The organism is Nonomuraea sp. NPDC001699, assembly GCF_053596455.1.
In genome coordinates, this window is sequence record NZ_JBSFGF010000027.1 from 104,500 (window position 1) to 127,056 (window position 22,557).

The 22,557-nt window shown below is 70.6% G+C and carries 24 protein-coding genes; 7 read left to right on the plus strand and 17 right to left on the minus strand.

Going from position 1 to position 22,557, the window contains the following annotated elements; all coding sequences use genetic code 11:
* The first annotated feature begins 5 nt into the window (after positions 1–5).
* The gene (locus tag ACWCSU_RS44945; RefSeq protein WP_449942540.1) at positions 6–797 is read left to right on the plus strand and encodes a maleylpyruvate isomerase family mycothiol-dependent enzyme; all 792 of its coding nucleotides are present in this window, start codon (positions 6–8) and stop codon (positions 795–797) included.
* Complete coding sequence (locus ACWCSU_RS44950) at positions 794–1,450, plus strand: MBL fold metallo-hydrolase (RefSeq protein WP_357705728.1); 657 nt, start codon at positions 794–796, stop codon at positions 1,448–1,450. Before ACWCSU_RS44945 ends, ACWCSU_RS44950 begins: the two co-directional genes overlap by 4 nt.
* A gap of 1 nt (position 1,451) precedes the next feature.
* Here ACWCSU_RS44950 and ACWCSU_RS44955 read toward each other — a convergent pair whose 3' ends face one another.
* The 13 genes from ACWCSU_RS44955 to ACWCSU_RS45015 form a co-directional block, all read right to left on the minus strand.
* On the minus strand, positions 1,452–1,727 hold the full coding sequence (locus ACWCSU_RS44955) for a hypothetical protein (RefSeq protein ID WP_357705727.1): 276 nt from the start codon (positions 1,725–1,727) through the stop codon (positions 1,452–1,454).
* A gap of 35 nt (positions 1,728–1,762) precedes the next feature.
* A complete protein-coding gene (pssA, locus tag ACWCSU_RS44960) occupies positions 1,763–2,590 on the minus strand; it encodes a CDP-diacylglycerol--serine O-phosphatidyltransferase (RefSeq protein WP_352364447.1) in 828 nt (275 codons plus the stop codon).
* Positions 2,577–3,218: a phosphatidylserine decarboxylase gene (locus ACWCSU_RS44965; RefSeq protein WP_357705812.1), complete on the minus strand. Its 642-nt coding sequence runs from the start codon at positions 3,216–3,218 to the stop codon at positions 2,577–2,579. Before ACWCSU_RS44965 ends, pssA begins: the two co-directional genes overlap by 14 nt.
* A gap of 108 nt (positions 3,219–3,326) precedes the next feature.
* Positions 3,327–4,310 carry a TerC family protein gene (locus tag ACWCSU_RS44970; protein ID WP_449942541.1) on the minus strand — a complete coding sequence of 328 codons (984 nt, stop codon included), beginning with the start codon at positions 4,308–4,310 and terminating at the stop codon, positions 3,327–3,329.
* 176 nt (positions 4,311–4,486) lie between these two features.
* The gene (locus ACWCSU_RS44975; RefSeq protein ID WP_449942550.1) at positions 4,487–5,665 is read right to left on the minus strand and encodes a glycosyltransferase family 4 protein; all 1,179 of its coding nucleotides are present in this window, start codon (positions 5,663–5,665) and stop codon (positions 4,487–4,489) included.
* 231 nt (positions 5,666–5,896) lie between these two features.
* Positions 5,897–7,489 (minus strand): murein biosynthesis integral membrane protein MurJ, encoded by a 1,593-nt coding sequence (gene murJ / locus ACWCSU_RS44980; RefSeq protein ID WP_357705725.1) that lies wholly within the window; start codon positions 7,487–7,489, stop codon positions 5,897–5,899.
* A gap of 72 nt (positions 7,490–7,561) precedes the next feature.
* Positions 7,562–8,413 carry a hypothetical protein gene (locus ACWCSU_RS44985; protein ID WP_397044550.1) on the minus strand — a complete coding sequence of 284 codons (852 nt, stop codon included), beginning with the start codon at positions 8,411–8,413 and terminating at the stop codon, positions 7,562–7,564.
* A 1-nt stretch (position 8,414) separates the two neighbouring features.
* Positions 8,415–9,389 (minus strand): copper transporter, encoded by a 975-nt coding sequence (locus ACWCSU_RS44990; RefSeq protein ID WP_364098511.1) that lies wholly within the window; start codon positions 9,387–9,389, stop codon positions 8,415–8,417.
* A complete protein-coding gene (gene steA / locus ACWCSU_RS44995; protein WP_449942551.1) occupies positions 9,386–10,582 on the minus strand; it encodes a putative cytokinetic ring protein SteA in 1,197 nt (398 codons plus the stop codon). The genes ACWCSU_RS44990 and steA overlap by 4 nt, the downstream gene beginning before the upstream one ends.
* A gap of 73 nt (positions 10,583–10,655) precedes the next feature.
* Complete coding sequence (recN, locus tag ACWCSU_RS45000; protein WP_449942542.1) at positions 10,656–12,365, minus strand: DNA repair protein RecN; 1,710 nt, start codon at positions 12,363–12,365, stop codon at positions 10,656–10,658.
* Between the two features lie 94 nt (positions 12,366–12,459).
* Entirely contained in the window at positions 12,460–13,362 is a 903-nt protein-coding gene (locus tag ACWCSU_RS45005; RefSeq protein WP_357705721.1) for an NAD kinase, read from the minus strand.
* Positions 13,359–14,171: a TlyA family RNA methyltransferase gene (locus tag ACWCSU_RS45010; protein WP_357705720.1), complete on the minus strand. Its 813-nt coding sequence runs from the start codon at positions 14,169–14,171 to the stop codon at positions 13,359–13,361. Before ACWCSU_RS45010 ends, ACWCSU_RS45005 begins: the two co-directional genes overlap by 4 nt.
* Positions 14,168–14,341 (minus strand): hypothetical protein, encoded by a 174-nt coding sequence (locus tag ACWCSU_RS45015; RefSeq protein ID WP_357705719.1) that lies wholly within the window; start codon positions 14,339–14,341, stop codon positions 14,168–14,170. The genes ACWCSU_RS45010 and ACWCSU_RS45015 overlap by 4 nt, the downstream gene beginning before the upstream one ends.
* Before the next feature lie 127 nt (positions 14,342–14,468).
* Between ACWCSU_RS45015 and ACWCSU_RS45020 the strand changes: the two genes are divergently transcribed.
* Positions 14,469–14,816 carry an SCP2 sterol-binding domain-containing protein gene (locus tag ACWCSU_RS45020; protein ID WP_357705718.1) on the plus strand — a complete coding sequence of 116 codons (348 nt, stop codon included), beginning with the start codon at positions 14,469–14,471 and terminating at the stop codon, positions 14,814–14,816.
* A 282-nt stretch (positions 14,817–15,098) separates the two neighbouring features.
* Here ACWCSU_RS45020 and ACWCSU_RS45025 read toward each other — a convergent pair whose 3' ends face one another.
* A complete protein-coding gene (locus ACWCSU_RS45025) occupies positions 15,099–16,070 on the minus strand; it encodes an HAD-IIA family hydrolase (RefSeq protein ID WP_449942543.1) in 972 nt (323 codons plus the stop codon).
* 104 nt (positions 16,071–16,174) lie between these two features.
* Between ACWCSU_RS45025 and ACWCSU_RS45030 the strand changes: the two genes are divergently transcribed.
* Positions 16,175–16,612, plus strand: a complete 438-nt coding sequence (locus ACWCSU_RS45030; protein ID WP_449942544.1) for a TipAS antibiotic-recognition domain-containing protein — start codon at positions 16,175–16,177, stop codon at positions 16,610–16,612.
* 329 nt (positions 16,613–16,941) lie between these two features.
* On the opposite strand, the gene ACWCSU_RS45035 is transcribed toward ACWCSU_RS45030, so the two are convergent.
* Positions 16,942–17,367: a tetratricopeptide repeat protein gene (locus ACWCSU_RS45035; RefSeq protein ID WP_357705715.1), complete on the minus strand. Its 426-nt coding sequence runs from the start codon at positions 17,365–17,367 to the stop codon at positions 16,942–16,944.
* A gap of 144 nt (positions 17,368–17,511) precedes the next feature.
* On the opposite strand from ACWCSU_RS45035, the gene ACWCSU_RS45040 reads away from it, so the two are divergent.
* On the plus strand, positions 17,512–19,095 hold the full coding sequence (locus ACWCSU_RS45040; RefSeq protein WP_449942552.1) for a DUF1015 family protein: 1,584 nt from the start codon (positions 17,512–17,514) through the stop codon (positions 19,093–19,095).
* An 82-nt stretch (positions 19,096–19,177) separates the two neighbouring features.
* Here ACWCSU_RS45040 and ACWCSU_RS45045 read toward each other — a convergent pair whose 3' ends face one another.
* Positions 19,178–19,579, minus strand: coding sequence for a single-stranded DNA-binding protein (locus ACWCSU_RS45045; protein ID WP_449942545.1), 402 nt, complete (start codon positions 19,577–19,579; stop codon positions 19,178–19,180).
* Positions 19,580–19,689: 110 nt separating this feature from the next.
* Here ACWCSU_RS45045 and ACWCSU_RS45050 point away from each other — a divergent pair, with 110 nt between their 5' ends.
* Complete coding sequence (locus ACWCSU_RS45050) at positions 19,690–20,616, plus strand: MBL fold metallo-hydrolase (protein WP_352326199.1); 927 nt, start codon at positions 19,690–19,692, stop codon at positions 20,614–20,616.
* A gap of 73 nt (positions 20,617–20,689) precedes the next feature.
* On the opposite strand, the gene ACWCSU_RS45055 is transcribed toward ACWCSU_RS45050, so the two are convergent.
* The gene (locus ACWCSU_RS45055; RefSeq protein WP_449942546.1) at positions 20,690–21,751 is read right to left on the minus strand and encodes a hypothetical protein; all 1,062 of its coding nucleotides are present in this window, start codon (positions 21,749–21,751) and stop codon (positions 20,690–20,692) included.
* Here ACWCSU_RS45055 and ACWCSU_RS45060 point away from each other — a divergent pair.
* Positions 21,656–22,557, plus strand: a 902-nt coding sequence (locus ACWCSU_RS45060; protein ID WP_449942547.1) for a hypothetical protein, incomplete at its 3' end; no start/stop codon positions are given. The two genes, ACWCSU_RS45055 and ACWCSU_RS45060, sit on opposite strands and share 96 nt — an antisense overlap.

Consider the following 22,557-nt stretch of genomic DNA (forward strand, 5'->3'; position numbering starts at 1 on the left):
TGGACATGACCGTTCTACCCGCGGTGCAGGCCGAACTGGCCTCCGCGACCGACCGGCTGCTGGCCACGGCCGCGTCCCTGTCCGACGCCGACGTGACGGCCCCGTCCCTGCTGCCCGGCTGGACCAGAGGGCACGTGCTCGCCCACCTGACCGGCAACGCGGGCTCCCACCTCAACCTCCTGACCTGGGCGCGGACGGGCGTCGAGACCCCGCAGTACCCGTCCGTGGAGGCCAGGGCCGCCGAGATCGAGGCCGCCGCCGCCCGGCCGGCCGCCCGGCACCTGGCCGACCTGGCGGACAGCGCCGCCCGCCTGTCCGCCGCGATCCGCGACCTGCCCGCCGAGGCGTGGCGGACGCCCGTCCATGGCATGCGACCGCCGTCACATCCTGCCTGGTACATCCTGGTACGCCGCCTTCGCGAGGTGGGCATGCACCACGTCGACCTCGACGCGGGGTACGGCCCGCACGACTGGCCGCGAACGTTCGTCCACCGCGAACTGCACGACCTCCGCCACTCCTGGCCGTACGGCAGCAGCACGGTGAGCGAGGTCGTCCTGACCGGCAAGCCGGGGCAAAGGTGGCAGAACCTCGGTCAGGGCCCCGCCGTCCAGGGCGCGCCGGTCGACATGCTGGCCTGGTTGACAGGGAGGTCGGACGGCGAGGGCGTTACCCTGGTGCCCGCGGGACAGCCGTCGACGCCCGGTGACGATGGCGCGCTCCTTCCCGAGCCGCCGCCGTGGCTGACGATGCCGGCCCCCGCTGATCTGCCCGCGACGCCCCCGAAGGACTATCCATGACCTACACCGGCGACGTCCAGGTCGGCGGCCCCGCCGACGTGCGCGAGCTGCCCGCCCTGACCATCTCCAAGCTGGCGGTCGGCCCCCACGACAACAACGCCTACCTGCTGCGTTCCACCGAGACCGGCGAGGAGCTGCTGATCGACGCCGCGGCCGACGCCGACCGGCTGCTGGCGCTCGTCGGCGACCAGCCGCTCGGCGCGGTCGTCACCACCCACCAGCACGGCGACCATTGGCAGGCCCTCGAACAGGTGTCCCGGGTCACCGGCGCCGAGGTGATCGCCCATCCGCTCGACGCGCCCGCGCTGCCCGTCCCGGCCGGCCGCACGGTCGAGCACGGCGACACGATCTCCCTCGGCCCGGTCAGCCTGGAGGTCATCCACCTGCGCGGCCACACCCCGGGTTCGATCGCCCTGCTCTACGACGGCGGCCCCGACGGCCGTCACCTGTTCACCGGCGACTCCCTGTTCCCCGGCGGGGTGGGCAACACCGGCAAGGACCCGGAGCGGTTCGAGCGGCTCTTCACCGACGTGTCCGAGCGGCTCTTCGACCGCCTGCCCGACGACACGTGGGTCTACCCGGGCCACGGCCGGGACACGACGCTCGGCGCCGAACGTCCCTCGCTGGCCGAGTGGAAGGCCAGGGGCTGGTAGCTCACCGTCCCGCGGCCAGCACGCGCACGATGCGGCTGGCCGCCAGGGCCGGATCGTCGGCCAGGCCGACGAGCTCACCCCACGACCAGCGGTAGAACCAGCCCTCGGGCAGCGGCACGCAGTCGATCGTCTCGGCCAGCAGCGCGGTGTCGGGATCGCTGATCCTCAGCGCGGGCGGATAGGCCCGCAAGGTGGCGGTCAGCCCGCGCTGCTCCAGCTCCGTGGCCAGCTTGCCGAGATAGTACGTCCGCGTGTGCTCGCGTGGCGTAGCCGACATGGATCCATCAAAGCCGAAGATGGATGAAAAATCCCCTAGTTGCCGATTCGCTCGGCTTCCTTGCGCAGCTCCCGCTTGTAGAACAACATGCGCAGCGGGATGGCCGCGACGAGCGCGATCTGCATGGTCGCGCCGATCTTGATGGGCAGGTCGCCGCCTTCCGGCCAGGCCACCCAGACCGTGAGGAACGCCACGTTCACCATGATCCAGCCGAGGACGACCGCCGCCAGCTGCCCCTTCGGCTTGGGGTACTCGATGCGGCTGACCATCAGCCAGGCCACGCCGAGCACCGCGAACAGCGCCCAGATGCTGGGCTGGAACAGCAGCACGATCGAGATCACGGTCATCGCGCCCATCGGGATGGGCAGGCCCATGAAGTCGCCGCTCTTGGTCTTGACGCACGCGAAGCGCGCCAGGCGTACGACACCGGCGACCAGCACGGCCGCCGCGGCGGTGACCACCGCGATGAACGGCACCGAAGGCGGCGCGCCGACACCCCAGATCACGACCATGAACGCGGGTGCGAACCCGAAGCTGATCACGTCGGCCAGGTTGTCCAGCTCGGCGCCCATCGCCGAGGCGCGGAAGCGCCGCGCGACGAGCCCGTCGAACAGGTCGCAGGTCGCGCCGATGAGCAGCAGGACGATGGCGGTGGCGAAGTAGCTCGGCGTCGGCGTGAACTTGCCGTCGGCGACCGTGAGCTGCTGGATCGCCGAATAGGCCAGGACGCAGACCGCGAGGAACCCGCAGACCGCGTTGCCCAGCGAGAGCGAGTCCGCGGCGGACAGGCGGAACGCCTTGCCCACAGGACCGCGGGGCTCTTCCTCGCCCGCCTGCCAGCTGCCGGCGTCAGCCGTGGTCAATTCTGGTCACCCCCGCAACCGTCTTCTCACCCACGGAGACCGCGGGCGAGATGCCTTCGGGAAGGTAGATGTCGACCCGCGACCCGAACCGGATGAGACCGATGCGCTCGGTCTGCGCCACCTTGGCCCCAGCGCTCAGGTACGGCACGATCCGGCGCGCCACGGCGCCCGCGATCTGCACCATCTCGATGTCGCCCAGCGCGGTCTCGAAATGCCACACCACGCGTTCGTTCTGGTCACTGTCCTTGTTGAACGCCGGCAGGAACCCACCTGCCACATGCTGCACGGACGTGACATTTCCCGCAAGAGGGGCACGATTGACGTGCACGTTCAGGGGGCTCATGAAGATCGCGACGCGGGTGCGGCCGTCCGGCCAGGGGTCGATGCTCTGCACCACGCCGTCGGCGGGCGACAGGATGCGCCCCTCGCCTGGAGTGCGCTCGGGGTCGCGGAAGAACCAGAGCATGCCACCGGTGAGCGCACCCAGCGGGGCCGCAGCCAGGGCCCAGCGCCGGTCTCGGCGCGTCAGCAGCGCGGTGGCGGCCGCCGCGGCCGCCGTCGGGAGGAGCCACGGGGAGACCCCGCGCGCGAGCCGGACGCGGCTCGACTTAGCAGAATCGTCTGACACGTACAACCTTTGATGGTGACTGGACTAGGCGCTTTGCCATGCTGTTACGGAACTCGCAACTATTACACGGCGCAACTACACAAGCAAAGCGCCTCGATAGCCGTTCCGCTAGACCTGCTCCGGGTGCGTCTGCTCGCCTTCGCCGCTCATCATGCGGGCCTTGATCAGGCTCGCAACCGTGGTGATCGCCATGGTGGAGCCGATGACCGTGAGCGACACCCAGATGGGAATTTCGGGTGCCCAGGAGACGCCGCTGGCATGCAACGCCTCCATTATCAGCTTAACCCCGATGAACCCGAGGATGAACGCCAAACCATAGCTGATGTAGACGAGTCGCTGCAGCAACCCGCCCAGCAGGAAGTAAAGCTGACGCAGCCCCATCAGGGCAAACGCGTTGGCCGTGAAGACGACGTAGGGGTCCTTGGTGAGCCCGAAGATGGCCGGAATCGAGTCGAGGGCGAACAGCAGGTCGGTGGTTCCGATGGCGATCATCACGATGAGCATGGGGGTCACCATGCGGCGTGCGTCGATCTTGACGGTGACCTTGGAACCGACGTACCCCTCGGTGGTCGGGAACGCCCGGCGCACCCACCTGAGCAGGATGTTCTCGTTGAACTCCTCTTCCTCGCCCTTGAGGTGCTGCCGGATCAGATTGACGGCGGTGTAGACGAGGAAGGCGCCGAAGACGTAGAAGAGCCAGCTGAACCGTTCGAGCGCGGCGGCCCCGAGCGCGATGAAGATGCCCCGCATGACCAGCGCGAGCACGATGCCGACCAGGAGCACCTTGTGCTGGTAGGGCCGCGGCACCGCGAACCGGCTCATGATGATGAAGAAGATGAACAGGTTGTCGACGCTCAAGCTGTATTCAGTGATGTAACCGGCGAAGAACTCCCCCGCCTTGTCGGCCCCGAACGTGGCCCACAACCCCACACCGAACAACGCGGCCAGGGCGACATAGAAGGTGACCCAATATCCGGCCTGCCGCATGGAGAACTCACGGGCCTCACCGCGGTCGACGATCCACAGGTCAATGGCGAGGACGACGAGCAGACCGCCGATGACGGCGATCCAGGCCCACACAGGTACGGTCACGGTTCAAACCCTCCGGCATGCATGACTCATTGCCGGAGGTCTCTCCCGCCCGCGAACAACGCGGACCGGCAGCCCCGGGGGCCCCGTGGAGCGGGGCTGCACCGTGATGACGAGGCTGTCGCGAAGGGATACTCCCCTCCCTAACCCACGCAGTATACGCCGACACTTTGCTCCCATCATCCATACGATCTTGCCGCCTCGTACACCCCGAGTACGCTTTCCATGGCATCGTCACCATCCGGCAACTCCCGTCCCCGCAGCGTCGCCGCCTCCGACAGCGTCCGCGCGACCCGCGGCTCGTCCAGGACCTTCCGCAACGCGCTCCGCAGCCCTTCGGCGTCCCCGTACGGCACGAGCATCCCGGCGTCGCCCACCAGCCACGGGATCCCGCCCACGCCTGACGCGATCACCGGCTTGCCCGCCATCAGGGCCTCGCTGAGGCTGAGCGGCAGCCCTTCCCAGCGGCTGCAGTTGACCACGACGGAGGCGGCCGCGAGCAGGTCGGGGATGTCGCCCCGGTCTCCCAGCAGCAGCACGGGCAGGCTCCGCCCCCTGATCCGGTCCTGGAGCTCCTCCCGCAGCGGCCCCTCACCCGCCACGGCGAACAGGGGCATCGGGCCCTCCCACGGCCCCGCCGCCACGTCGAGCAGGGTGTCGAGTCCTTTCTGCTGGGCGAGCCGGGCGATCGTGAGCACCAGGGGACGGTCGCCCGCCCCCAGTTCGTCCCGAACCTCCTCCGGCGTACGCCGGGCCGGGCGGAGCGGGGGCGCGGGCACCACCGCCTCTCCCACCTTCCGGGCTCCCAGGGCGGTCATCCGCTCCGCCAGGTCCGGCGAGACGACCAGCACCCGATCGGCCCGCCGCGCCACGATCCGCTCCAGCACCCCGTAGACGAATCCCACGAAACCGCCGGCGGTCAGCGCGTTGTGCAACGTGACCACCACCCCCGGCCCCTTCCCTCCCGACGAGCCCCCTGCCGGCGTTGAGCCCCTGGCCTCCTGCGATCCGATCCCCTGACGCCCTGTCTCTTGGTACTCGGCCCCCGCGCGCTTCGACGTCCGCGGCCTGATCGCCCGCAGCGCCAGGCTCGCCAGCGCCCCCGCACGGAGGCCATGAGCGTGGACGACGTCGGCATCCCGCGTCAGCCGCCGAATCGCGAGCACCGCGCGCAGATCGTTCAGCGGATGCGGCCGATCGGACACGGGCACCTCGGCGAACGTGGCTCCCGCCTCCCGGTAGGAGAACGCCTCCTCGACACTCCCCGGCCCCACGACCGCCGCCTGATGCCCGCGCCGCACCAGCCCTTCGACGAGCATCCGTACATGCCGCCCGGTACCACCGGACGTGGTGCCCATCACAAAAGCCACCCGCAAGACCCCTCCAAGATCCTCAACGGAACCCGCGACCACATCTCAAAGCCGAAACCGTAAAGGCCGGGTCACCCCGCACGACCGCTCACTTCAAGGCCCTCACCTCCAGGCCCCTCACCTCCAGGCCCCTCACCTCCAGGCCCCTCATCGCGGAAGATCAGGAACCGCAGGAGACCATGAACCGCCCCCGCAGAGCAGCGGACCCGCCGTAGAGGATCAGCCGCCCCGCCTGAACAGCCCGGCCACCGCCCTGGCGTCCGACCGGTCCACCGCAACCACGACAACAACCCCCACCACCACGGCCACCACCGCCGCCAGCACCACAGCACCCACGTTCGGCCAGATACCGGAGACACCGAGCCGCCCCACCACCCACGCGCCCGCCAGGTACCCCAGCACGCCACCACCGACCGCCGCCCCTGCGGCCCTGGGAAGCCCCGCTGCGGCCCCGCTCCCCCGCGCCCGAACCACGGACGCGAGCAGCAGCACCCCACCGGCGGTCATGCCGAGGCTCATCCCCAGCGCCATGCCGCCGATCTTCCACTCGGCGGGCAGCACCAGCACCAGCACGGTCTGCGCGACGATGACGACCAGCCACCCGGCCACAGTCCCCGTGGCCGCCGCCCGCCCGAGCCCGGCCGCGTAGAGCACCCGGCTCAGGTGGGCGATGAGCCCGTAGCCGACGATACCCGGCGCGAACAACGCGATCGCCAGGGCGAGCTGAGGCGGCGGCACCTCGCTCCTGCCTCCCAGGAACACCACCGCCCCGGGCCCCGACGCGGCGGCCAGCACGCCGGCGGCCAGCCCCGTGACCAGCACCACGGCCCGCGTCGTACGCGCCGCCAGCGCCGAGAACGCGACCGCGTCACCCGCCTGCGCCGACAACCGGGGGAACGCGCTGGTGGCGATGGGCACGGCCAGCACCGCGTACGGCACCAGGTAGATCGCCCACGCGTAGTTGTAGACGGTGAGGGCTCCGTTGCCGATCGCCTTGTTCGACAGCAGCACCACGACGATCATGGCGGCCTGCTGGGCGAGCAGCGCCGCGATCCCGGCCAGGGCGAGCCTGCGCACCTGCCCGGCCACGCCGTCGGGGAAGCGTAAGGTGGGCCGCCACCGCAGCCCCAGCCGCGACACGGGCCCGAGCACGGTCAGCACGAGCGAGAGCACACCCAGGCTGGTGCCCACCGACAGGGCCAGCTCGGCGGGCCCAGGCAGCTGAGCCGGGTCGGCCGTCCCCCCGCTGAGCGGCACGAACAACAGGTACGCCACGATGACCACGATGCTGGACACCAGCGGCGCGACCGCGGGCCCGGCGAAGCGACTGTGCGACTGCAGCACGCCGTAGAGGACCACGGCCACGCCGTACAGAGGGATCTGGGGGGCGAAGACGACCAGCATCCGCGTGGCGAGGGCGACGAGATGGGCCGTGTCGCACCCGTGGACGGCCTCGCCGAGGAACAGGCCGATGACCGGCCGGGCGAACAGCGCGGTGAGCGCCCCCAGCGGCACCAGGACCACGACGACCCACGTCAGCAGCGCCGAACTGATGTGCCCGGTGCGCTCGCGCGAGGCGGCGGACCCGGCCAGCACCGGCACCACCATGCCCGCCAGCGCGCCCCCGACGACGACCTCGAAGACGATGTTGGGGATCTGGTTGGCCGTCATGTAGGCGGTGGACAGGCAGTTGGTGCCGACGGTCTGGGCGAAGGCGTATTGCTTGACGAAGCCGGCGATCCGCGCCAGCACGGTGATCGCCCCGATGAGCAGGGCGCCACCCGCCACACCCCGCGCCGTCACGCTCCGCACCCGGCCTCCCCCGCCCAGTATCCGGTCACGCGGACATCCTGGCAGGTGCCACCGACAATCGCGCGCGGAGGGTCACACGGGGTCGACGGGACGCCGCCCGAGCATGTCGATCCGGTTGAGCACCGGGTTCGCGGCGATGACCTTGGTGAAGCTGACCTTCTCCGAGGCCGCGGTGAGCGCGGCGACCGTGCCCAGGAGGACGAGCCTGCCCGGCCTGCCGAGCTTGGTGACCGCGGCCAGCCCGAGCAGGGCGCCGAGCGAGTTGGCGCCCGCGTCGCCGAGCATCGCGCGCTCGCCGAGGTCGTCGGGCAGCAGCGCGGCGGCGGCCCCCAGCGGCACGGCGGCCAGGGCCGCGGCGGCGGGCGACGACCGCAGCAGCGAGACCGCCAGCAGCGGCCCGCCGGCCAGCAGCCCGACCTTGATCGCCCGCCCGGGACGAAGGTCGAACAGATTGGCCAGGTTGGCCGCGCCCGCGATGGCGGCACCGTTGACCAGCGTGTCCACGGGCCCGTCGGAGACGAGGGCGGCGGCGCCGAGCCCGGTGGCCCCGATGCCGAGGATCTTGACGGCGCCGCTGGTGACCTCGCCACGGGTCAGGGCCGTCAGGTGGCCCTTGAAGCCCTTGGAGGACGTGGTGCCGTAGAGGTCGTCGTAGGCCCCTAGGGCGCCGGTGCCGACGCCCGCCAGCACCGCGGCCAGCCGGGTACGCGGCGTCAGGCCAGGCGTGAGCGCGGCCGCCACGCCGGAACCGGCGACGAACGCGGGCCCCTCCAGCAGGGTGATGGGCTCGCCGCGGTGGTTCTTGCGCGTCCAGCGCCCGCCCAGGTCGGCCGGACGGTTCCGGGTGAAGGCGGAGTAGGCGGCACGGGCGGCGGCGGCGCCGATCGCGGCGCCGGCCAGCGCGTAGAGCAGGCCACGGGCCATGTCAGCTCCCTGACTGGGTCGGTGAAGGCGTGGTGGTCGGCAACGCGGGCTGGGTGGCCGAGGCCCCCTTGCCGATGCCGTACTGGCCGGCGCGCCCGTTCAGTTGCTCCCGGAGAGCGTAGACGACCACGACCCGGCCCGCGGGCATATCGACGGTATCGACGGTGGACACGCGCTTGGAGACGTCGCCGTCGTCACGAAGGGCGCTGACGGCGCCCCCGGTGACAGCCGTGTTGGCGGCGCTGCCGGCCAGCACCGCGCCCTTGCCCGCCGCGTCGAGCCGGTCGGCGACCGAGACGAGCGCGCCGAGCTGGGTCTCGGCCTGCTCCCCCTCGTACGCCTTCTCCGGCGCGAACATCACCGCGAGCATGGCCCGCTTGGCGGGGTCGCCGTCGATGCTGACCAGCCCGCCGGCCTCGAACCCGCTGAGGACGGCGGCGGTCGCGGCGTTGGGCGTGCCCGCCTGGGCCTGGTCGGTGGTGAGCAGTGTGGAGGCGAGCAGCGCGCCCGCCTTGTCCCAGACGGTCGCCGTGGACGGGAAGACCATGTCGACCGGCTTGAGCTGGTTGACCAGGCCGTCGAGCACGCCGCTGCGATCGGGGTCGAAGAACTTCTCGGTCAGCGTGACGCGTCCGCTCACCTCCGCGCCCGCCTCCTCCAGCACCTGCTGCTCGGCCTCGCGGAACGCGGTGCTCGAACCCGGCGTCTCGACCAGCAGCACGTGCTGGCCGGTCAGCTCGCCGGCCACCAGCTTCGGCGTGACGCTGGCGACGAAGGCGCCGTTGCCCGCCTCGCGGCCCTGGAGCTGGTCGATCTGCACGCGCAACTCGTCCTTCGTCTTGGTGAGCTGCGCGCTGATCTCCTGCGCGGACTTGACCGCGGGCTCCTGCAGCAGCGTGGTGCCCAGGACGATCCCGACGGCCAGCGCCAGGAAGATCGCGACGATGGAGACGACGTGGTAGCGAAAATCGATCACGAGAAGAGTCCGACCAGCCAGAAGATGAATGCGTTCCAGACGTCTTGCAGGCCGTTCAGCCAGGTCTGGCCGAGCGGTGACAGGAAGAGGGCGACCCCCATGGTGATCAGCGCGGTGATCACGAGCAGCAGGAGCTGCGGGGTGGTGATGCGGCTACGGTAGAGCCTGCTCACGCCCTTGGCGTCGATGAGCTTGCTGCCGATGATCAGCCGGGTCAGGAAGGTGCTGGCCATGCCGGAGCGCCCCTTGTCGAGGAACTCCTCCAGGGTGCCGTGGGTGCCGACCGCGACGATCAGCTCGGCGCCCTTGTCGTCGGCCAGGAGCATCGCGATGTCCTCGCTGGTGCCGGTGGCCGGGAAGATGACCGCCTCGCGGCCGAGCTGGTGCACCCGCTCCAGGCCGGGCGCGCGGCCGTCGCGGTAGGCGTGCACGACGAGCTCTGCGCCGCAGGTCAGCGCCTTGGTGGAGACGGAGTCGAAGTCGCCGACGATCACGTCGGGGAGGTAGCCGGCCTCCAGCAGCGCGTCGGCGCCGCCGTCGACGCCGACGAGGACGGGCCGGTATTCCCTGATGTATGGGCGAAGGGTGGCGATGTCTTCCTTGTAGTGATAACCGCGCACCACGATGAGGACATGTCTGCCCTCCATCGGGGTGCGGATCTCAGGCACGCCGACTCCATCGATGAGAAGCTTGCCCTCACCGCGAACGTACTCCATCGTGTTGACGGCGAAAGCCTCGATCTGCACGGCGAGCCCGGCGCGTGCCTCGGCCATGGCGGCCTCGACGGCCTCGGTCGTCTGCTCGTCGCCCTTGCCCACGACGTCGTCGTCGAGGTAGATGACACCCTCGTTCACGCGGACGACGTCGCCGTCCTTGACGCGCTCGAACAGCTCGGGGTTGGCGTTGTCGACGAACGGCACACTCGCGTCGAGCAGGATCTGCGGGCCCAGGTTGGGATAGCGGCCGCTGATGCCCGCGGCGACGTTGACCACAGCCGCCGCGCCGCATGCGACGAGCGCCTCCGCGCTGACCCGGTCAACGTCGACATGGTCGATAATCGCTATTTCCCCGGGCTGGAGGCGTTTGGTGAGCCTCTTGGTTCGCCGGTCGATTCTCGCCACTGCCGTCACACCGGGAAGGTCACCGACCTTCCTGCCACGGAGGCCCGGCATCTTGCTCCCCGGAACCTTCATCATGACCATCCTGCCAGAGGGAAACAGCGCGGAGGCCAAGCACTACGCGGCGTGTCCACTATGTCACACCGAATCACCTGTCGGCCGCTGCGAGTCCCAGCAGCTCCTCCGCGTGTGCCCGGCCCAGCTCGGAGTCCTCCAGACCGGCCAGCATGCGGGACAGCTCGCGTACGCGCCCCTCGTGGTTGAGCGTGACGACGCCGCTGCGCACGACACTGCCGTCGCTCGCCTTCTCGACGACCAGATGCTGGTCGGCGAAGGCCGCCACCTGCGGGAGGTGAGTGACGACTATCACCTGCGCGGTGCGGGCGAGCCGGGCCAGCCGGCGCCCGATCTCGACCGCGGCCTTGCCACCGACCCCCGCGTCGACCTCGTCGAACACGAACGTCGGCACCGGGTCGGCACCGGCGAACACGACCTCGATGGCGAGCATGACGCGGCTCAGCTCGCCGCCGGAGGCGCCCTTGTTGAGCGGCAGCGGCGGCGCGGCCGGATGCGCGGCCATCCGCAGCTCCACCTCGTCGACGCCCTCCGGCCCGAACTCGGCGCTCTGGGTGAGCTGCACCACGACCCGGGCGTGCGGCATGGCCAGCGCGGTCAGCTCGTCGGTCACGGCCTGGCCGAAGCGCTCCGCGGCGGCCTCGCGCACCTTGGTGAGCTCGGCGGCCAGGGTGGTGAGCCTGGTGGTGAGCTCCTCGTGCTCGCGGGTGAGCTCCTCGATGCGCTCGTCGTCGCCTTCGAGCTCGCCCAGGCGGGTGGCCGCCTGCTGGGCCCAGGCCAGCACCCCGGCGCTGTCCTCGGCGTACTTCCTGATCAGGCTGCCCAGCACGGACCTGCGCTCCTGGACGGAGGCCAGGCGGGCCGGGTCGGCCTCGATGGACTCGGCGTAGGCGGCCAGGTCGGTGGCGACGTCGGAGATCAGGTATCCGGCCTCGGCGAGCCGGTCGGCCACGCCGGCGAGCTGGGGGTCGAAGTCGCGCACGGCCTCGACGGCCGCGCGGGCCTCCCCGAGCAGCGAGATCACGTCGCGGGCGCCGCCGGCGGCCTCCATCGGATCGCCGAGCAACGCGGTGTGGGACGTGGTCGCGGCGCTGCGCAGCGCGTCGGCGTGCGAGAGGCGCTCCTCCTCCTCGCGCAGGTGGACGTCCTCGCCCGGCTTGGGGTCGACCTTCTCGATCTCCTCCAGGCCGAACCGCAGCAGGTCGGCCTCCTGGGCGCGCTCCCTGGCCTTGGTGGTCAGCTCGTCGAGCAGCGCCCCCACCTGCTTGTGCCGCTTGTACGCCTGCGAGTACGCCCGCAACGGCTTGACCAGCTCGTTCCCGGCGTAACGGTCGAGCGCGGCGCGCTGCCTGGCGGCCTGCAACAGCCGCTGCTGGTCCATCTGCCCGTGCACGGCCACCAGGTCGTCGGCCAGGTAGGTCAGCGTGCCGACGGGCACCGTGCGCCCGCCGAGCCAGGCCCTGGAGCGGCCCTCGGCCGAGACGGCGCGCGAGATGATCAGCTCGCCGTCCTCGACCTCGCCACCGAGGTCTTCGACCTGCTGGGCGACCCGGCCGCCGGGCTCGACGACGAGCGTGCCCTCCACGGTCGCCTTGTCGGCCCCCGGACGGATGCGCGAGGGGTCGGCCCGGCCGCCGAACAGCAGCCCGAGCCCCGTGACGACCATCGTCTTGCCCGCGCCGGTCTCGCCGGTGACCACGTTGAAGCCCGGCGAGAGCTCAAGTACGGCCTCGTCGATGACGCCGAGCCCCTGGATGCGGACCTCCTCGACCCTTGGTCGCACTGCCCACTCCCGTCACTGCCGTGCCTGATGGCCGGTTGGTTGTGTCCGGACACCTGTTGCCCATGGGATCCTACGCGCTCTCCCCTCCATTCATTCAGGGTCGCACTCTCCCGCGCCATCCCTGAACCGGTAGTTCGAACTTGGCGACCAGCCTGTCGGTGAAGGGGGCACCGGTGTTCTCCACGCCGTGCAGGCGGGCCAGGCGGACCGGCTCGGCCCCCCTGCGAACCTCCACACGCGAGCCCGAGGGCAGCTCGAAACGGCGTCGGCCGTCGCACCACAGAACGCCGCCGGGAGTGTCCGGCAGGATCTCCACGGCCATCGTCGATCGGGGCGAGACCACCAGCGGCCGGGCGAACAGCGCGTGGGCGCTGATGGGCACCAGGAGCAGCGCCTCCACCTCCGGCCAGACCACCGGCCCGCCGGCCGAGAACGCGTACGCCGTCGAACCGGTAGGAGTGGCACAGATCACGCCGTCGCAGCCCCAGCGGGACAGCGGCCGCCCGTCGATCTCGGCGACCACCTCCAGCATGCGTTCCTGCTTCTCCACGGTGACCTCGTTGAGCGCCCACGTGTCGGCGATCACCCGGCCGTTCTGCCTGGCCAGGACGTCGATCGTCATGCGCTCCTCGACGTCGTAGCGCCCGGCCACCACGCTGTCGACCGCCGAGGCCAGGTCGGCCACCTCCGCCTCGGCCAGGAACCCGACGTGCCCGAGGTTGACGCCGAGCAGGGGCGTGCCGGCGGGCTTGGCCAGCTCGGCCGAGCGCAGCAGCGAGCCGTCGCCGCCGAGCACGATCATGACCTCGGCGTCCTTGGCCGAGCCCGGATCGTCACTGGGGACGACCTCAACCCCGCCGCAGCCGATGTCGACGGCCTCGGTGTCCAGGACGCGTACGTTGATGCCCGCCTGGACCAGCCGGTCGATGACCAGGCGGGCGCTCTCGACGGCGGCCCCCCGCCCGGTGTGGACGGCGACGAGCACGGTGCGGTTCATTGCGGCCCTTCTGCGACGGCACGCTGGATCTCGGCATCGAGCTCGGCGACGGGGGGCTCACCCTCTCCTTTGCCTAGCCAGAGCAGATATTCGACATTTCCGGACGGACCGGGCAGCGGGCTCGCGGTCACGCCCCGCACGCTCAGCCCCAGCTCCCGCGCCTTGGCCGCGGCGTCACGCACCGACCGGGCCCGCAGCTCGGGGTCGCGCACCACGCCGCCCGCCCCCACGAGCTCCTTGCCCACCTCGAACTGCGGCTTGACCAGCATGACGAAGTCGGCCCGCGGCGCGGCGACCTGCGCCAGCGCGGGCAGCACGAGCCGCAGCGAGATGAACGACAGGTCGCCCACGACCAGCGTGGGCGCCTCGCCGACCATGTCGGGGGTCAGATCGCGCACGTTGACCCGTTCCATCACGGTCACCCGTTCGTCGGTGCGCAGCGACCAGGCGAGCTGACCGTAGCCGACATCGACGGCGAGCACGTGAGCCGCGCCGTGACGCAACAGCACGTCGGTGAAGCCTCCCGTGGAGGCCCCCGCATCGAGGCACCTGCGCCCCTCCACCGACAGGCTCTTGAACGCCTCCAGCGCCCCGAGAAGTTTGTGCGCTCCGCGCGAAACGTAGTCGGGCCCGTCGGCCGACTCGGCGACGACGATGGCCGAGGCCGTGTCGACCTGGGTCGCGGGCTTGCTCGCCTGCTGCCCGCCCACGCTGACCCGCCCGGCCTCGATGAGCTGGGCGGCCTGCTCACGCGACCTGGCCAGACCTCGGCGCACCAGCTCGCTGTCGAGGCGAATCCTCCGGCTCACCGCTCGCCCAGCGCTTCGTCGCCCGCACCCGCGAGAGTGGACTCCAGCCCGGCGAACGCCTCCTCGAACACCGCCACGTGCTCGTTGACCGGCAGCTCGCCCACACGACCGAGACCGGCCACGATGGCGTCGACCCGCTCGTCTCCGGTTTCCTCCGGCAGCTCACCCATGACTCGACCGTAACGCCTCGGGCGAGCGCCCGGGACCTTGGCAGGCGTGTCACGCGTTGAAGCTCATACGGGGGTGCTAGTGATGTGGAACGCTACCGACCGCAAAGGGAAAGAAAGGATGCCCAACATGGCAAGCGTCGAGGAGTGCCGGGCGGCACTGGCCAGGCTCGTCGCCCAGTTCGACGAGATCGGCGCGGAGGATCGTGCCAAACACGTGGTCGAGCGCACGGTCAGCGCCCGGGTGTCCGACCTCGGTGTGACCTTCTATGGGCGGCTGCACCACGGGGGGCTCGACCCGTTCACCGAGGAAACGCCGGCCGGGGGCAAACCGGCCGATGTGAAGATCACCATTGCGAGTGACGACCTGATCGCGCTGGTCGACGGCGAACTGGACCTGGCCCGCGCCCTGCTAGGGGGGCGGGTGAAGATCGACGCGAGCTTCGGCGACCTGCTACGCCTGCGCAAGCTGATCTGACCGGTTCCGTTGTTCAACGCATTCGTTAACTGTTAGGCGACAGGCGAACAGCATCCCTACCCCTCGGCCCCCGATCGGCGAGCCGCCCTCCGGCGGCCACGTCGCCCCCGGCGACCCGCCCTGACGATCGCTCCCTACTCGCTCCTCCATGATCAGCACGCCGTCCGTGTTCGCGTCCGGCGTGCTGCGGGCCATGGGAGAGTACGCCACCGATTCGGTCACTTGATGCAAGGTCGCCGATCGACAAGGAAGGCCGATCTGGGGAGGCCCCCGGCCCGGCCCTCACCCGACGCGCTTCAGGGCCTCCTTGACCGCGTCCTCGCCGACCCGGCCTTCCCTGACCGCCGCCCAGGCCGCGTCGCAGGCCGCGCGCAGCCCGTCGATCCGGCTGCCGTCTCCTTCGAGGCGCAGCACCCCGTCCCGCCACTCCGCCCGCCATCCTCCGCAGGCCCCCTCCCGCACCTCGGGATGGGGCTGGACCAGCGCACCGAGGTCCTCGGCCAGGTACGTGGGCCGGTGCCGGGGCTCAGCGGTCAGCACGTCGAGCGGGGTGGCCACCCCGGTGAGCACCAGCAGGCTCTCCACGCCCGCGTTGGAGGCTCCTTCGATGTCGGTGTCCAGCCGGTCCCCCACGACCAGCGGCCGCCGGGCGCCCGTACGGATCATCGACTCCCGGTGCAACGGCGGATCCGGCTTACCGGCATAGACCGGCTCGACCCCGGTGGCAGCGGCGATGACCCGGACCATGGCTCCGTTCCCGGGCAGTTCGCCGCGCCCGGTCGGCATGGTGCTGTCACCGTTGGAGGCCACGAACAACGCCCCCTGCCGTACGGCCAGCGCCCCCTCCGACAGCAAGGCATAGGACAGACCCGGAGCGATCCCCTGAACCACCGCGGCAGGCGACTCGGCCGCGACGGACACCGGCCTGAGCCCATGGTCACGTACGGCCACCCGCAGCCCCGACCCGCCCACGACCAGCACCGCGGCGCCAGGAGCCACCCGCTCGGCGACCACTCGCGCGGCCGCCTGTGCCGAGGTCACGACATCGGCCGCCGTGGCCGGGACGCCGAGTTCCCGCAGGTGGGCGGCGATGGCGGCCGGCGTGCGGGAGGCGTTGTTGGTCACGTAGGCGAGCCGCACGCCCTTGCCCTGAGCCGCCTCCAGCGCCTCACTTGCCCCGGGCACGGCGTGCGGTCCCAGGTAGACCACACCGTCGAGGTCGAGCAGCAAGGTGTCATAGCCGTCAATCAGCACAGCGCCTCTTCCCGTTTGACTCTCACGCCGCGTGAGACTTTAGCGTCGCCTTCGTACCCCGCCACAGGAAGCCCTGACGGGGAACCCGTTCTGGAAGGACGACCATGCCCCGCACACTCAACCTGACGACCGACGAACGCACCGAACTCTTCGGTGACTTCGCCCACGACGAACACTCGGCGGAGGCCGAGGAACGCTGGGGTGACACGCGTGCCTGGACCGAATCCGCGCGCCGCACCTCGTCCTACACGAAGGAGGACTGGCAGCGGTACAAAGCCGAGGCATCCACCCTCTCGGCCCGCCTCGCCGATGCGATGAACGCCGACATCCCCGCCGACAGCGACCTTGCGATGGACCTGGCCGAAGAACACCGCGCCCACATCTCCCGCTGGTTCTACGACTGCACGTACGACCACCACCGCGGCCTCGCCGACCTGTACGCCTCCGATCCCCGCTTCACCGCCACCTTCGACCGCACCTCCCCCGGCCTCGCCACCTACCTCCGCACCGCAATCCTCGCCAACACCACCCGCCAGAGCTGAGCCGGCCCCTTTAAGCAGTCGGCCATGTGGAGAGTCACGTCACAGGCGACGCATGACGGCCCGGACAGTCCTTCCTGAGGCGCCGGACAGCATCGTCGCAGTAGCCAGGAACATCAGTCGCCGTCGGCGGCCGGAGTCCACGCAGACGTGGGCGCGGCACATTCGACCGCACAGAGCCCTCGTCAGGCCCGAGATGCGGCAGGCACCGCCCGCCCAGCAACGTTCCCCGCCTGACAGCGCACATCTGAGGTGGCACCGATCGGGCCCGAAAAGATCCACCCGAGCAATGACACTGCACGACGGCGGGCCCCTGTCCGCGCCCTAAACCCCTACATCTCCCGGCGAGCCCTCAACGTCGCGCGCACACTCTTCAAAGCCGATACGTAATGCCGCTCGTCCGGCCGCATGGCCACCGCGATGGCGAGCGGCTCCTGAGCCCCTTCCAGGTCCCCCGTACGCCACAACGACAACCCCAGCCCGAAATACGCATAATCCTCAGCCGGATTCGCATCCACGATCTGCCGGAAGCTGGCCGCGGCCTCCGCATACTGGCGGGAGTTGAACTGCGCCCGAGCCAATGCCTCAAGGATGCTCCGCGACTGTGGCTCAGCCGCAGCCGCCCGCTCCAGCAATGCCGCGGCAGCCGCGGGACTCCCCTCCTTCAGCAACTTCACACCACGCTGATACCAGTCGTAGACACCGCCCCCAGGAACGCCGCCCAAGGACTCATCGTGACCATTTCCGCCCTGAACCATGCGTGAGGACTCCTTCATCGCCGGACGACGAACCTCGCTCCCGCTCCGCCGCGATAGGGGCGCGACAGCAAACGATTGGGGCAACTCCTGGTAGGCGCAAGCTTTTATGGGAGCATGCCCGGTATGGGGACTCCTGAACTGCCGGTGCCGGACGGACTGGTGCTACGGCCCTTCCGAGGCGTACGTTTCGATGTCGAAGATCCCGCCAAGGTGACCTCCCCACCGTACGACCTGATCAGCGACGCGGACGTCGAAGCTCTCCTTGCCTCTCACCCGAACAACGTCGTCCGCCTCATCCTTCCCTGCAACCCCGAAGCGACACCCTCCGCCGAAGGCAGCCCTCCTCGCGGCCCGGCCGGCCCCCCCTCCAGGATTCACCACCGGCCCGAGGTGCCGCTCGAAGCCCGTTACGCCGAGGCCAGGGACACCCTGAGGGCCTGGCTGGACGCCGGCGTCCTGGTGGCCGACGACACCCCCGCCCTGTACGTGTACGAGCAGAGCGGCCCGCACATCCTCCAGCGCGGCCTGATCGGCGACGTCGGCCTCATCGACCCGGCCGAGCGCGTCATTCTCCCCCATGAAGACGTCATGCCCGGCCCGATCGCCGACCGCCTGGCCCTCATGAGCACCACCGAGGCCAACCTCGAACCCATCTTCCTGCTCTACAACGGCGACCACGGCAGGGCCACCCGTCTGGTGGACGAGGTGGCCGCCAAGCGACCGCCCCTCGTCACGGCCGGAACCGAGGACGGCCTCACCCACCGGCTGTGGGCGATCACCGACCAGGACGAGATCGCCGCGATCAACGCCGACCTGCGCAACCGTCAGGCCCTGATCGCCGACGGCCACCACCGGTACGCGACGTACCGCGTCCTGCAGCGCCAGGAACACGCCGCCCGCCAAGCCCTTCGGGACGGAACTCACCAGGCCACGCCCAACGCCGTGCCACAAGAAGCCCCTCTGCACACCCCCCAGGACACGTTTCCCCAGAGCTCTCGGGACATCTCCCTCAGCGCTCCCCCAAGCATTCCCACCGCGACGGACCACCCGGCAAGCCCCACTCCCAGCCCGGTCACCTCGATCCGTCACGAGTTGACCGACCACCTCGCCCATCCCTCGGAGGCCCCGGTCTCCGCCCCGGCCGAGCCCCGGCGGGCGCTGGGCCCCTGGGACTTCGGACTGGCCCTGATCGTCGACTCCACCGCCTACCCACCCGATCTCAAGGCCATCCACCGGGTCATCCCCGGCCTCCCCTTGACCGAGGCCGCCGCCAGGGCGAGGGGCGCCTGGCAGGTGCACGACCACGACGACCTGCGGCAGGGCCTGGAGGCATTGGAGAACGCTCCCGAGCCCGCCTTCCTGCTCGCCGGAGAAAGCGGCACCCACCTGCTCACCGACCCCGACCCGGTGCAGCTCAACCTGGCGATGCCCGACCATCACTCGGAGCGCTGGAACTCGCTCAACACCTCCATCCTCACCGAGTTCATCCTGCCCAAGGTGTGGGGCATGGAGGACGACGACCAGGCCGTACGCATCGTCCACCACGACACCGAGGCGGCGCTGCGGCTCGCGATCCAGACGGGCGGCACAGCCGTCATCCTCAAACCGCTCATGGTTCACGACGTGCTGGCGGTGGCCGCGGGCGGCGAACGAGTCCCCCGCAAGTCCACCTCCTTCGGACCGAAACCACGCACCGGCCTGGTGCTACGCACGTTCGCCATCGACTGACCCCGCACGCCCTCACCTGCTCGCCTCACCCCGTGCCGCCGACCCTCCACGCCCGCGACGGAACCCGGCCCCGGACCGGGCATCAGATCTGGCCACCCGCCCCGGCCAACTGAGCCACCTTCCGAGGCCCCTGGCTCGGAGCCATCTCCTGGGACGGCTCAGGAACCGGCTCCTCGACCGGCCTGGCGGCGCTCACCTCCACCTCGTACCGCCAGACCTTGGCGGCGGACGGACCGAAGACCCGGCAGCGGAAGGCGCCCGTCACCTCGACGAAGTCCCTCGGTTTGAGGCCTCGCACGGTCTCCGCCACCTCGGGATCGAACGTGACACAAGGGATGCTGTCCGTGAGCGCCGGGCCCCGCCTGTGCCTGCGCCGGCGGCGTACGATGACCCGCCACTTCGTGGCCATGTCGCCGCTCGGCATCGCGTATTCCTCGACCGCCGCGGACAACCGCCCCGCGAGCACGACCTCGTTCCGATCCATTGACGTCCTCCCGTTTGTGTTCCGGCGGAGATCACTCTCTACGATGAAGGGAAGCCCGGATCGATACGAACGTCGTTCTGGGGATAACGGATGTACGCGCGGGAGTTCCTGTGGACAACATCACCGCACTAGGCGGCGACGTCTATGAGATCGACACCAAGATGGCCGGATACTCGGGCATCACCGCCGGCTATCTGATCCTGGGGGACCGGCCGTGCCTGGTGGAGACGGGCACCTCGACCTCGTCCCCCGTGGTGCGCGACGCGCTCGCCTCGCTCGGCGTCGGCCCGGACGACCTGGCCACGGTGGTCGTGACCCACATCCACCTGGATCACGCGGGCGGCGTGGGGGACATCGCGAAGTTCTTCCCGTCCGCCCAGGTGGTGGTGCATGAGAAGGGCGCGCGCCATCTGGCCGATCCGTCGCGTCTGATGGCCAGTGCCCGGATGGTCTGGGGCGACCAGCTCGACACCCTCTTCGGCGAACTGTCCCCCACCGAAGCCGAACGTATCGTCGCCCTGGGCGACACCGGCGCCATCGACCTGGGCAACGGCCGCACGCTGAGCAGCCACTACTCCCCCGGCCACGCCAAACACCACGTCGGCCTGATCGACTCCGCCACCGGCGACCTGTACGTCGGGGACGCCGCGGGCGTGTACCTGCCCCAGACCGGCGACCTGCGCCCCGCCACGCCGCCACCGGACTTCGACCTTCAGACGGCCCTCGACTCGATCGCCCTGTTCCAGGCGCTCGGTCCGCAACGGTTGCTGTTCAGCCACTACGGCCCGGTCGGCGCCGTCCAGGAGACGCTTGAGCGATCCGCCGAAGAGCTCCGCGTCTGGGTGGATCTCACCCGCCAGGCACATTCGGAGGGCCTGGACCTCGATCACGCGGTCGCCATGGTCCGCGACCGCACCAAGGAGCGCTACACCGCCCTGCAGTCGGACGACGTGACAGCCGAGCAGTTCGAACTGCTGAGCGGCGCCCCGTCGAACGTCGCGGGCATCCTCCACTGGCTCAACCGCGTCGAACGATGACGAGCCCACACCTCGCCTGAGACAAAAGCTCCGCCGTACCCCAGACCATCAGGGCACGGCGGAGCAGCAACACTTACTCGTCGTTCTTCTTCGGCCGGTCCTGAGCGGATTCGCCCGTCTCGACCTCCAGCACGTCACCGAAGTCCGGCTCGATGAACGCGGGCGTGATCCCCGGCGTCTCGGCCTCGGCCGGCTTGTCCTCGGCCGGCTTGTCCTCGGCCGGCTTGTCCTCCTCAGCGGTGTCCGTCGGCTTGCCGGCCTCGGGCTCTGCCGCCTCGGGACTCACGGCGGCCTCAGGCTCGGCCGCCTCAGGGGTCTCGGTGGCCTCCGGCTCCAGGAGGTCGTCCGCCTCGGCCAGGGCCTCGGTGTCCTCTTCCTCCTCCTCAGCCAGCTTGCCCTCGTCGGCGACACCGGCGTCGTCGAAGTCGTCCTCGGAGTCGAGGTCTTCCTCGAAGTCCTCCTCGACGTCCTCGATGACGGCTCCGGTCAGCTCGGCGTACCGCTCGGCCGCGTCCGTCTCGCCGTCCTCGTCGAAGGCCATCGCCCGCGCGAACCAGTCGGTGGCCGCCTCCTGGTGCCCGGCGTCGGCCAGGGCGTCCGCGTAGGCGAACGCGAGGCGCGCCGACCACGGCTTGGGCTGCGGGTCGCGCAGCTCGGGCAGACGCTGGAGGGTGATCACGGCCGCGTCCTGCTGGCCCAGGTCACGCCTGGCGCCGGACTCGACGATGGTCAGCTCGATGCGTCCGGCCCGGTCAAGGCGCTCCGCCTCCGGCGAACGTACGAGATCGATGGCCCGCTCCGGACGGCCCAGACCGCGCTCGCAGTCGGCCATGACCGGCAGGTACGCATCCGACCCCGTCATCCTCCTGGCCGCACGCAGGTCGCTGAGCGCCTCGGAGAAGTGTCCGGCCCGGTAGGCGACGATGCCCGCAGCCTCACGTACGACACCGATGCGAGCCGCGAACCGGCGTGCCACCTTGGTGTGTTCGTGCGCCTTGTCGGGATCGTCCTCCTCCAGGGCGCGCTCAGCGGCGACCAGGTGCCTGCCGACCAGGTCGGAGAGGTCGCCGGGCAGGGAACGCAGCTCCTCGCGTACTTCCTTGTCCAGCTCCTCCGCGGTGATGTCGGGCGCCACCTCGGGCAGCCTCTCGCGCTGCGGGGCGTCGGAGTCGCGCTCCTCCCTGCCGTACCTGGCACGGGTGCCACCGCCCGGACGCTCCCCGCGGTCGTCCCGCGAGAACGGGCGCGACTCGCGGTAGCCGCCCTCGCGACGAGGCCCGTAGGAGTCGTCGCGACGCGGGCCACGGTCGAAACCTTCGCGGCGCGGACCACGGTCACCGTAGCCGCCGCCCTCGCGCCGAGGTCCGCGGTCCTGGAAGGGGCGACGCTCGTCACCTTCACGACGCGGACCACGGTCGAAGCCCTCCCTGCGAGGACCACGGTCATCGCCCTCACGACGCGGGCCACGGTCAAAGCCCTCGCGACGCGGGCCCTGCTCGAAGCCCTCACGACGCGGACCACGGTCAAAGCCTTCGCGGCGAGGACCACGGTCATCGCCCTCACGACGCGGGCCACGGTCGAAACCTTCGCGGCGCGGACCACGGTCACCGTAGCCGCCGCCCTCGCGCCGAGGCCCACGGTCCTGGAAGGGACGACGCTCGTCACCCTCACGACGCGGACCACGGTCGAAGCCCTCCCTGCGCGGACCACGGTCATCGCCCTCACGACGCGGGCCACGGTCAAAGCCTTCGCGGCGCGGACCACGGTCACCGTAACCGCCGCCCTCGCGCCGAGGCCCACGATCCTGGAAGGGACGACGCTCGTCACCCTCACGACGCGGCCCCCGGTCGAAGCCCTCCCTGCGCGGACCACGGTCATCGCCCTCACGACGCGGGCCACGGTCAAAGCCTTCGCGGCGCGGACCACGGTCACCGTAACCGC